General features: G+C 49.5%; 13 protein-coding genes. 1 reads left to right on the top strand and 12 read right to left on the bottom strand.

The window, feature by feature from the left end; genetic code table 11:
- Positions 1-223 precede the first annotated feature (223 nt).
- Genes J2Y43_RS23220 through J2Y43_RS23210 form a run of 3 tightly spaced genes read right to left on the bottom strand, consistent with a single transcriptional unit; the run spans position 224 to position 3755 of the window.
- Positions 224-2044 carry a hypothetical protein gene (locus tag J2Y43_RS23220; RefSeq protein WP_309986694.1) on the bottom strand — a complete coding sequence of 607 codons (1821 nt, stop codon included), beginning with the start codon at positions 2042-2044 and terminating at the stop codon, positions 224-226.
- A 20-nt stretch (positions 2045-2064) separates the two neighbouring features.
- Complete coding sequence (locus J2Y43_RS23215; RefSeq protein WP_309986697.1) at positions 2065-3132, bottom strand: FecR domain-containing protein; 1068 nt, start codon at positions 3130-3132, stop codon at positions 2065-2067.
- A 2-nt stretch (positions 3133-3134) separates the two neighbouring features.
- A complete protein-coding gene (locus tag J2Y43_RS23210; protein WP_309987920.1) occupies positions 3135-3755 on the bottom strand; it encodes an RNA polymerase sigma-70 factor in 621 nt (206 codons plus the stop codon).
- A gap of 171 nt (positions 3756-3926) precedes the next feature.
- On the opposite strand from J2Y43_RS23210, the gene J2Y43_RS23205 reads away from it, so the two are divergent.
- Entirely contained in the window at positions 3927-4646 is a 720-nt protein-coding gene (locus J2Y43_RS23205) for a head GIN domain-containing protein (RefSeq protein WP_309986699.1), read from the top strand.
- 5 nt (positions 4647-4651) lie between these two features.
- Here J2Y43_RS23205 and J2Y43_RS23200 read toward each other — a convergent pair whose 3' ends face one another.
- From J2Y43_RS23200 to J2Y43_RS23160, 9 genes are all read right to left on the bottom strand, one after another.
- Positions 4652-5347 (bottom strand): M15 family metallopeptidase, encoded by a 696-nt coding sequence (locus J2Y43_RS23200; protein WP_309986702.1) that lies wholly within the window; start codon positions 5345-5347, stop codon positions 4652-4654.
- Positions 5348-5407: 60 nt separating this feature from the next.
- Positions 5408-6448, bottom strand: a complete 1041-nt coding sequence (locus tag J2Y43_RS23195; protein WP_309986705.1) for a LiaF transmembrane domain-containing protein — start codon at positions 6446-6448, stop codon at positions 5408-5410.
- 4 nt (positions 6449-6452) lie between these two features.
- Positions 6453-6638: a LiaI-LiaF-like domain-containing protein gene (locus J2Y43_RS23190; protein ID WP_309986708.1), complete on the bottom strand. Its 186-nt coding sequence runs from the start codon at positions 6636-6638 to the stop codon at positions 6453-6455.
- Positions 6639-6670: 32 nt separating this feature from the next.
- Positions 6671-7294 (bottom strand): PspC domain-containing protein, encoded by a 624-nt coding sequence (locus J2Y43_RS23185; protein ID WP_309986711.1) that lies wholly within the window; start codon positions 7292-7294, stop codon positions 6671-6673.
- A gap of 138 nt (positions 7295-7432) precedes the next feature.
- Complete coding sequence (locus tag J2Y43_RS23180) at positions 7433-8056, bottom strand: hypothetical protein (RefSeq protein ID WP_309986714.1); 624 nt, start codon at positions 8054-8056, stop codon at positions 7433-7435.
- A gap of 25 nt (positions 8057-8081) precedes the next feature.
- Positions 8082-8444, bottom strand: coding sequence for a DUF2442 domain-containing protein (locus J2Y43_RS23175; RefSeq protein WP_309986715.1), 363 nt, complete (start codon positions 8442-8444; stop codon positions 8082-8084).
- Positions 8401-8637 (bottom strand): DUF4160 domain-containing protein, encoded by a 237-nt coding sequence (locus J2Y43_RS23170; RefSeq protein ID WP_310226638.1) that lies wholly within the window; start codon positions 8635-8637, stop codon positions 8401-8403. The genes J2Y43_RS23175 and J2Y43_RS23170 overlap by 44 nt, the downstream gene beginning before the upstream one ends.
- A gap of 105 nt (positions 8638-8742) precedes the next feature.
- Positions 8743-9885 carry an aldose epimerase family protein gene (locus tag J2Y43_RS23165; RefSeq protein WP_309986720.1) on the bottom strand — a complete coding sequence of 381 codons (1143 nt, stop codon included), beginning with the start codon at positions 9883-9885 and terminating at the stop codon, positions 8743-8745.
- Positions 9886-9919: 34 nt separating this feature from the next.
- A complete protein-coding gene (locus J2Y43_RS23160; RefSeq protein ID WP_309986725.1) occupies positions 9920-11107 on the bottom strand; it encodes a galactokinase in 1188 nt (395 codons plus the stop codon).
- Positions 11108-11120 lie beyond the last annotated feature (13 nt).

The following is an 11120-nucleotide window of genomic DNA, read 5'->3' as shown; positions in this document are numbered from 1 at the left end:
TTTCGAAGCCCGATACTATAGACAAACAGGATAAGATTGGCAGTTTTAAATATTTACTAACTCGCAAAAGTGTAAACCGAAACGGAACCACGTCAAATTACCTATGTTAAAGTAGTTCAGAATAAGGTATTTTTAGTTTCAATTTATGACAAATCAGAGCAGTCGGATATTACTGAGGATGAATTGAACAAGCTATTTTTAGAAATTCTCTAATGAGGTAACCTCATATTTTATTCAAAAATCGGATCCCGGCCTGGAAGCCGATCCAGCCGTATACTTTGCTGGAAGCGTCCGGCCTTTCCCCTAGCCAAACGGATGGAAACCCTTTTTTGCCCTCTGTATTGATTAAACCGGAGTGTTTGGCAAAGAAGGTACTGATCGACGGGCCGACGAACAGCGCGAACCGGGAACCTACTTTCTTCTCGACACCTAATGCAAATTTGACGAGCCCCTGACTAATGTTGTCATCCTCGATATTATGCTCAACCACTACCAGACTTCCCGTTAAGTCCGCATTGGCGCTCCAACCTCTGCCCAGTTTTTGGGCCGTTCCGAAACCGTAACCGATGGTAAAGAGCGGTTTATCTTTGGCCAAAGCGCTGAAACCGAGGTTGAAGATGTTGTAAAAACGGCTTACCCCTGTTTTGAACGCGGTATTGAAATAGTTGAACTCGTCGGTGGAGAATTCGTAGCGACGGTAGCCGTTGCTATGTACCCAGCTGAAAAGCCCGAACGGAACGGTGGCAGTGGAGTCGGAGTAGTTGACAGCGCCGATCTGGTGCCCGCTCTTGACCGTATGCGCATAGTTGTAGCCCGCCGAGAACTGATAACCACGCAGCTCGCCGACGATCACATTCCCCACGCCGGCCACCTGAAAACCGGTAAAATTGCGACCGATATAGTTCAGCAAATGCGTGCCCTGGAATCCTGTGAAGTTGCCCAGGGTCATGTTCAGCGCATTGGCATACTGAAATCCGACTACATCATTGCCGACGATATTACTCACCCCCGCGAACTGAAAACCCGTGACATTACCCCTCACGACGTTGATCAAACTGCCGATTTCGAATTTGGCCACGCCCAACGAATAGCCGGCGATGAGGTTGATGGAGTAATCATTCACGATATTTCCGCTCAGCCCGTGGTTGGTGCCCAGAAACGGCAGAACAGAGGCCTGGAAAGGGGCGTACAGCGTATCCTCGATATTGCGGGTGTGAATGGCCTGCTTGGCCGATGCGAATGCGCTGACAAACTTGTTCTGAGCGCGCTTATATTTCCTACGAAGCGCTTCATAATCGGCCCAGGTAATGGCTTTGCCGCCCGCCGAGCTGTCGATAAACATGGTATCGCGGGGCAGCGTCGTTTTCGCCACTTCAAATTGCGGAACGGCAACTTTGGTATGCAGCGAATCCACCTGTACGGGCGCGTGCGTAGCGACCTTCCCCGAAATCGGTTTCAGGGTGTCCGGGTTCAGTGAAATCTGTAAATAGGTGTCTTTGCGCGTGGGAATGGGAATGGATTTGCCGATGTAGTCCTCCTTCCTGATTTCCAGCCGGAGTGAAGAGCGAGCGGCCGGGAGCCGTATTTTGTAATAACCATATTGGTTACTCACCGCCGAGGCGAGCGTCACCGACTCGTAAATACTGGCATTAGCCAGTTTTTTGCCGGTTTTATTGTCGATAATGTAGCCGTTCAGATCGAAATTTTCGGGTTCTTCCGGCTTTTCGGCTTCCGGTTTTTTTTGAAGGATAATATAATGTCGACGCTCTTTGAATGTGACCTTGTCTTTGAAAATTGCCACCAATATTTCCCGGATGCTCCGATTTTCGGCCTGTATCGACACGCGGCTTTTGACGTCGATCATATCGGGGCTGTACGAGAAACTGAAACCACCGGTATTGCCGATTTTTCGCAAAGTCTCGTCGAGCGGTTGGTTGGTCACTTTCAAATTAATGCGCTTTTCCAGCAGTTCCTGGGCCAAAATGTGGCCGGAAAGCAGGCAAATGCAGGCACAGCAGAAAGTAATTCTGTAAAGTAGTTTCAAAGCAGGATGGCTTGTAGTTTCTATTGGCAACCGTTCCCGTCGAGCCAGTAAACCTTTCCTTCTTTCCGGAGATTGAGGTCGAGGGTTTCGGCGATGACGGACAATGTGGCGTCTACCGGTTCTTTTTCGAAGCGGATTGTGAGCCGGCATTGTGCGATCTTGTCATTGGACAGCCGCACGTCCACGTGGTAGCCATCGCGGATCGACGTGACGACATCTTGCAGATCGGCTGCATTGAATTCGTAGATCTGCGTGCGGTACCCCATCAGGTTTATGTTCGCTTGCAGGCTGCGGATTGAGTCTTTAAGCACTTCCGCACTTTGTCCTTTCACGAGTTCGACGCGATGGGAGTCCTTGCTAACGCGCACTTTTCCGGTCGCAACATCCACGCGCACAGGGGCTGCGTCATAGGCTTTTACATTGAAAGACGTTCCCAATACCCGAATTTCCGTGCCATTGGCTTGAATGACGAACGGATGTGCTGCATCGCGCTTTACATCGAAAAATGCTTCGCCTTGCAATGAAACCGTCCGCAGATCGCCTTTAAAGTTTTCAGGATAGGTCAATTTTGAATTGTAATTGAGAAAGACTTTGGTCCCATCGGGAAGAAGTTGCTCCTTCGTATTGTCGGTTGTGGCTACTTGAAGTGATTCCGGCGTTTTTTCCGAAATAAGGAAGAACCATCCGAAAGCTGTAACCAGAATAGCGATCACCGCAGCCGCCCATACCGTTACCGGCAACCGGCGTTTCCGTACTTCGGGCCGGAATTCGATCGTCCTTGCCTCCCGGGTAGGCGCTTCCGGGGTAGGTACTTCCTTCCCGGGCAATTTAGATAATGGGTCAGCAGTCTTTCCCATAGCCATTTTGCCCTTCATTTTATTCCAGGCGGCATCCGTGTCCACCCCAGTGCTGCTCTTTTTCATCGCAGCCGTGTGGTCCCAGATCAGCCGGTAGGTCGCCAGTTCCCTTGCATTGGCTTCCGATTCGGCGAGCCACGCTTCCACATCATTTCTTTCGGATTCCGAAGCGGTGTCGGCCAGGTAACGTGCGAGCAGTTCCTCCGATATGTTTGCATGAGATGAGTTCATGGTTACGATCTGATTAACTGTTCAACAATGCTACCACACAACCAAAGCGTAACGGGCAGGTAGTCTGCCAGTTCCGCGCGCAGAATTTTTAATGCTTTCCCTATCTGATTTTCCACCGTTTTAATGGATATTCCCAACTGATCTGCTATTTCCTGATACTTCAATTCCTCAAAACGGCTTAGCCTGAATGCTTTCTGACACTGCTCGGGCAAGGTGCTTACAGCTTTTTCAATACGTTCTTCCAGCTCGCTGGCGTGGATTACCTCCGTCACCGAGTCGTACGACCCACTCGAAACATACATGGTATAATCCTTATGCGCTTCCCGCACATTGGCGTGCTTGAAGCGGTTGAGGCAATGGTTGTGCACTGCCCGGTACAAGTAGGATTTTAGTGAAAGCGTGATTTCGAGCTCCTCCCTTTTCTCCCAGATCGTCAGAAACACCGTTTGCACGACCTCCTCCGACTCTTCTTCATCTTTGAGCATCGTACATGCATAGTTGCAAAGCCTTGGATAATAAGTCCGGAAGGTCTGCTCAAAGGCCTGTTCATCGCCCCGCCGTATTGCGCTGACTATTTCTGGGTCGGAAGAGTGCACAGTTATCTGTTTTTGATTTTCCGTCAAAAATAGATAATCTCTTTCGATTAGCGGTTCCTGATATAGAAGAGCGGTCATTATGGATGTCCTTTGGAATGTGACAACTTAGCTGCCGCATACCCCTATGAGAAATTTTATTTTTTTGAATAGGGGGATTCATGGGGGCAGTTGTCCTAGCGTAAACAACTTCTTTTAGCCATGAAACAAACTTTTCTCACACTTTCGGTTTCGCTAGTTATCGCTTCGGCACTTCAGTCCTGTGTTTATATCAACAAAGACGAGGATATTCCGCCGCGGGGCGAGGCCACACGCACTTATGATTTTCGGAATTTCGATGAGTTGGAAATGAGTGATGCTATGCGGGTACACGTCGTGGCCGGACCTTCATTTAAGGTATCCGCCACCGGCGAGCGGAACGACCTCGACGATCTCAACATATTCGTTCAGGATGGGAAGCTTACCGCCCGCTACAACAATTCATGGAGGAAGCGCCAAAGAATGGACATCGACATTACAATGCCCGATCTGGCTGAGGTCGATTTCTCGGGTGCGGTTAATGCGGAAATAGCCCGGTTTGAAAATCTGCCCAGCATTGAAATCGACCTTTCGGGCGCATCTCAATGCGATTTCGACGGCAGTGGTACCACATTGAAGTTCGATATTAACGGCGCTTCGCGACTGAATGCTGTTGGTAAAATGAAATTTCTGGACGGAGAGGCCTCCGGTGCTTCACAGCTCAATGCATTCGACCTTGAGGCGGAGGAATCGGATCTGGATGTTTCGGGAGCGAGCAACGCGAAGGTTTGGGTGACTCGCTTGCTGGATGTAAAGGCTTCGGGCGCGAGCAACGTACGTTACCGCGGTAACCCGAAAGTCGAAAAGGAAGTAACTGGTGGGAGTAGTGTCCGTGCTGACTAGAATTTTCAGGGGATCATTCCATATTTAGCCCGGGCCTGCGCTTTCGACATGCCGTCGAAATGCCACCATTCCGTGGTATTGACCTTGAATCCCACCTGGGTCATGACTTTACGTAAAAGCTGGCGGTTTTCGATTTGTCGGGCCGTCAGTTTTCCTTTTTTCAGCATTTCCTGCTCGGAACGCGGGTAAGCAAGCGGGCCGAAAAAGTCGAATTTCGTGCCCATATCGAGCGGTTTGCCATTTTCATCGACAACGGTAAGATCGATAGCACACCCGAAATTGTGGTTAGAGCCGATTTTTGGATCGGCCACGTATTGAGTTTTGCTACGTGCGGGAATTTTCAGGTGATCCAGTGCATTCCAGAGATCATATTGTGCGGAGTTGGGTCGCGCTGCGTCGTACACCAGCAACCGGTATCCCGGCTTTTCTTTTTTCAGTAATGCATTCGCTTTGGCAAGTCGTTTCGCCATTTCGGGTTGCAGGTAGGCGCGGGTAAGCTCGCCGTACACATCACGCCCAATGAAGTTGTCGGTGGTCGAATATTTGAGTTCAACCAGAATTTCAGGATCCACTTTTTGGATATCGACAAGGCCCCGGTCTACCATTTTTTGCTCAATAGCAGGCAGTGATTTCGATGACTGGGCAAAGGTATGGGAAGCGGCGAAGCCCGTTAAAAGCAGGCAAAAAGCAGTTTTGAGCATAAAAAAATATCCTTGCAAAGGCTGCAAAGATATTCTTTTTGCTGAATTCGGAAGCTAGGGCTAGTATCGTTTGATATTGATGCTGGTAAGTCCGCCTTCGTAATGTACAATGACTTTCTTCGTTGCGGTGTCGAAGTTCGAGGTGCGGTAGAGCCCGTCACCGATTTTGCTTAATCCATCCATGTTTTTGGCATTCAAAGCTCCGTCCATGCGCATTTCGCAGCCGATGGATTCAGGAATTTCGAGTGTTACCGATGCTACGCCCGCCTCAATATCGACGTTGGCAGTAGGCATTTTGTCGCCGAGACGGATGTCCATATCAGCCACACCGGTGCTTACTTTCAGTTTTTCTACTTTATAATTACTGAAATCGAAGTCACCTTTTCCGGCACCGATCCCCAGGTCGATATTCCAGACCGGTTTTTCATTCAGCTGAATTTTCGCCTGGTTTGACATTTCTCCGTTTTTGATCTTCACATTACCTTCTTCCATTTTCAAAGTAACCGAAGCGGAATTGTTCAGCTTGTTTACGGATGTGTTAGATCGGAAACCAACCACTGTGCTGGTAGTAGCTGCTTCGAACAACTTGGCGGTATTACCATTCAATGAAAAGGAACCTGCACCACCTTCGAGGTTGAAATTGGCTTTTTGGATAAAATCCTCCATTTCGTAATTATAGGTGCCGTTGACAGGCCTGTCGCCCTTTTTCCAATGCTCTTTGCGGTAGTCGTCGTCTTTGTCGTCCTCGTTGTCATCATCATCATCATCATCATCATCGTCGTGGTGGTAACCGTATTCGTGATCGTCGTCATCATCGTCCCAGCCGAAATTCCAGTTGTTGCCATGGTCGTCGAACGCCTGGTGCGTTTTATTCACCACACCTCCCAGAACGGCCAATGTAATGAGCAATGCCACAATACCGCCCGACCCGCGTTCCCGTCCGGCCGCCATCAGAATGGCACCCGCGATAATCAGCAGTACCGGCCAGTAAGGTAATACCAGGTCCCAATCGATATTCAGCAAATTCATGCTCCTGAGCAGCCAGATCACCCCGAAAATGACCAGCAAGCCGCCCCAAACAATGCCACGTGAGTTTTTCATGATCTTATATGTTTGATCGGTTAGTACTGTCGGTATTCAGGAAGTTACGCAACAGCAGCAATCCGCCGGTCACGATCAGGATAATGGGCCAGAAGAAGCGGCCGAAGTCGAAATCGGTAAGCTCCTCTACCAGGAACAGCGACCCGATGACAATGAGGATTACCCCCCAGAAAATGTTTTTGAAATTCATGGCTTTATGGTTTATGGTACGATTCAGGAAGGTTAATTGACTTTGATGACGTCGTCGTCACCATTGTCCGGCTTTTTCAATTCGGGATCTTCGGGAAAATGTGTTTCCGGCGAAGAGCTGGGCGAAAATGGTGTGTAAGGCTGCGGATCGGGACCCGGATCCACCGGCTCCACGGGAGGAGGCGTCGTAGGATACACCGTCGATTTGTTTTCAGTCTCTTTGTCGCGCTGGCGCAGGATCAGGAAAGCACCCACGGCGATCAGGACGATCGGCCAGAAGTATTTTTTAAACGACCACCAGATCGGCAGATCGTCTATCAGCATCAGCCCACCGAAAAAGATCAGCACGCCACCGAGGATCATCATCGTCTGGTCGGACCTTTTTTTGTCGGATACCGGGTCTGACGGTTTGGAAGGCTCGGACCCGAACACATTGTGGGTCGTGTAGACCTCGCCGGCAGGGCCGGTCGGTAGTACAGCCCACAGGATGATGTAGAGTAATCCGGTCATGCCAAAGCCGGGAGGCAATATCGGCAGCGCCATAACGACGAAGATCACGCGGACGATCACGACGTCAATTTGCAGATACTGAGCGATTCCCGCGCAAACTCCTCCGAAAACTGCCTGGTCAGGTATGCGATGCAATTTCTTTTCCATGATTAGTTTAGTATTTATTTGTAATCAAAGGTAGTAGGTAATGCAAGATACTGTAAACCGGAAAATTATTATCGGCGAAAGGGCGTGTTAAGCGGATGTTTTTAGTGAGAATGTGTTTTAAATGGATGAAAAACGGCCTTATTGCTCTTCGAGCGCTTCCAGAATGTCCATCATCGAGCCAAAATCCTTATAGCCGGGGCGGATTTCTTCACTTCCGCGCAGCGCAATACCGATATTTGGGAGCAACTCGGTGAGGGCGCTCACCGTAAACTCGTTATCGAGCCCGAAGCCTACCAGGACGGGGTAATCGGCTTCTACGGTGCCCAGTACCTGCATCCACGACTCTGACAGTTCCGCTTCGTTGTCGCTTTCGAGCAGGAAATAGGTCACTTCGCCTTCGTAACGGCTCAGGATAGGAACGATTTCGCCTGCTTCGTAGAGATCGACGCTCACGCGTAACAGCAGCGGCAAGCCCAGTTCGGTACGCAGGTAATTAAGCAAGCCGGGGTCATTCACTTGTACCGCGTGCACGGGGTAATCGTTCAGCGCGCTTACGATCGCATCGGGATCAGTTTTGGAAGTCTCCGCCACGAGCGTCACGCCCGCGAGCCAGGAGCAGATATCCTCGAATTTTTTGGGAGAAATATAATTGGGAGAATCTTCGTCAATAGAAAAACCAAGCATTTCAACACCCATACCCGCACAATAGCGCGCGTCGGAGAGGTTGGTAACATTGCTGATTTTTACGGTTTTAGTAAGCATTGGAAATCGGTACTAGGTATGTCAATTATTTGGTTAATATCTTTTCTTCTTTAAGCAGCCCGCGGAGACTCATGTCAATATCAAGGTTGTACCAGTGGATGCCGAGCTCGGACACTCTATATTGATCCAAATCGTAATCGTCTGCTTCCTTTAAGAATGGGAAATCTGACAATGTTATGGTAATTATCCGCTTGTCATTCAAGATAAAGAAAGCCAAATCAAGGTCTCTTGCAAATCCGAAGTGCCGAATCTGCAATCCGTTGGTTTGAATATAGCGGTCAAACTCATCTGCAATTTCGACTACCTGTTCATCATCCGACGCATTGAGCTGAACTTGAAGTTCTTCACTTATAGAAGGTGTCTTGCCAGGCTTGAATGATTTTTCCATAGTTACAGATGATTATATCGATAATGCTTCTCAATTCCTTCTTTTTAAAACCATGGTTGTAAGAAACCTCTATTTCCGGAACCAGGATAACCCTCGCATTACATTTGCCTTTTTCAACGTGAATGTGAACCGGTTCGTGCTCGTTCATCCAGAAAAAGAACCGGTAACCATTAATGTATAACACAGTTGGCATATCAAAATTAGCTAAAAAGTGGCAGAAAAGAACAAAGGCGAAGACGGGCCGCATACGCGGCCTGTTCTTCGCCAAGGTTGTAATGAGGAATGTTGAGTCTGCTACTTACTGCGCCGAAAACTTATACTTCGTGGTCGTCTTATAAGTTTCTCCCGGATTCAATGTCGTGGTCGGGAACTGGGGCTGGTTCGGGGAATCAGGGTAATGCTCGGTTTCGAGGCAGAGGCCGAAGCGTTTTGAAAAGGTTGCGCCTTTGCCGGTCAGTTTGCCGTCGAGGAAGTTACCGGTGTAGAACTGAACGCCGGGTTCGGTGGTGTAGACTTCCATTACGCGGCCGCTTTCAGGATCTTTTACAGTGGCAAATTTTTCCAGGCCGTCACCGCTGCGTTTCAGCACCCAGCAGTGGTCATAACCGCCGCCGGCTTTGATCTGCTCGTCTTCTACCTTATCAATACCGGCGCCCACTTTGGTAGCCTTGCGGAAATCGAATGGCGTTCCTTCCACAGCGCGGAGTTTGCCGGTCGGGATGAGGGTGGTGTCCACAGGCACAATGCTGTCCGAAGCGATGGTCACTTCGTGGTCAAGAATGTCGCGTTTCAGGCCGGTAAGGTTGAAATACGAGTGGTTGGTCAGGTTCACCACGGTCGGTTTGTCGGTTGTGGCGGTGTAGTCGATCGTCAGTGCATTCTCGTTGTCGAGCGTGTAAACGACTTTGACAGTCAGATTGCCCGGATAACCTTCTTCCATATCCTTGCTAGTATATTCCAATTGTAATCCTACCACCGAATCCTGCTTGATTTCGGTTGCTTTCCAGATCACCTTATCGAATCCTTTTGTCCCGCCATGCAATGCATTCGGGCCATTGTTGATCGCCAGCGAGTATTCCTGACCATTCAATTTGAATTTACCCTTCGCAATACGGTTGCCATAGCGGCCTACCAACGCACCGAAGAACGGGTGACCGCTCAAGTAGGGTGCCAGTGAGTCGAAACCCAGTACAACATCCGCCCATTGGCCGTTTTTGTCCGGCGCGGTGAGTTTGGTGATGATCCCGCCATAGTTGGTAATGTTCACGGTCATGCCGTTGGCGTTGGTCAGTGTGTACAGGTCAGCCTGCTGGCCGTCGGGGAGCTGGCCGAAAGCCTCTTTGGAAATAGTACTGATCATTTTTTCTTCATTCTTGGTTTTTGAGCAACTGAAAATGGCCAGGCCAACCAGCGCAGTGAGTAAAAAAGGGATTCTTCTCATGGTCAAAGGTTAAGAGTTTGCGTAAATGGTCAGATTATCCGAGGGCAACTTCCTCCGTGCCATCGGTGATTTTCACGCGGTAGCAAGGCAGGTCGATTTTATACTTTTCAAGATACGCTTGCTTCATTTTGGCTTCAAAAGCATCAACACCCTCTTTTTTCACCAAATTAATGGTACAACCTCCGAAACCGCCGCCCATCATCCGTGCGCCGAGTACCGTGTCGTCGTCCAATGTCTGGGCCACCAGGAAGTCAAGCTCCGGACAGCTTACCTCATATTCGTTCTGCAAACCGAAGTGGGTAGCGTACATTTTTTTGCCAAAATCGGGCAGATTGCCTTGTACGAGCAGGTCACAAGCATCCTGCACGCGCTGGATTTCCTCGGTCATGAACTTCGCACGGCGGTACACCACGTCGCCCATTTCTTCTTTATGCGCTTCCACCAATGCAGGCGTCGCGTCGCGCAGGCTCAGAATTTTGGAATGGTATTGCTGTAAAATAGCGGTTGCTTTTTCGCATTCCTGCCGGCGGGTGTTGTACTCCGAACTGGCCAGCGAATGTTTCACCATTGTATCGCAAAGCACGATCAGGTAGTCGTCCATCGGGAATGGGAAGTATTCGTATTCGAGCGAGCGGCAGTCGAGGCGGATTACGGATTCTTCCCTGCCGAATGCCGAAGCAAACTGGTCCATAATGCCGCATTGCACTCCTACATATTCATTTTCGGCCTTTTGCGACATTTTCACAATGCTGAAACGATCGAGGTTCAAGCCGTAGATTTCATTCAAAGCAAAGAGCAGACAGCATTCCAGTGCGGCGGACGACGAAAGACCCGCACCTACCGGCACATTACCGCCAAACGCCGCTTGAAAACCGCCGATTTTCAAACCCTTCTTCTGGATTTGCTCCACAATACCGATCTGGTAATGCGGCCACGATTTTTCCGGTTTGGAAAGGTCATCCAGCGAAAACGAATAGGTTTGATCAAGGTCAGCGGCATAGAGGATCACCTGGTCGTCTTCGCGCGGGGCGATCACGAAATACACGGCCTTATCCACACTTGCGGGGAGTACGAAGCCATTGTTATAATCGGTATGCTCGCCGATGAGGTTAATGCGGCCTGGGGAGCGGAACACGCGCACGATTTCGCGCGTTGCGGGGCCAAATTTCAAAAAATATTTATCCTGGATACCTTCTGCGATATCGGTTTCTGTCAGTAGCATGTCAGTTTCGGTC

The sequence above is a fragment of the Dyadobacter sp. BE31 genome, assembly GCF_031457695.1.
GTDB lineage: Bacteria > Bacteroidota > Bacteroidia > Cytophagales > Spirosomataceae > Dyadobacter.
Note: the sequence above shows the minus strand (reverse complement) of the source record. Positions and strands in the feature narration are given on the sequence as shown.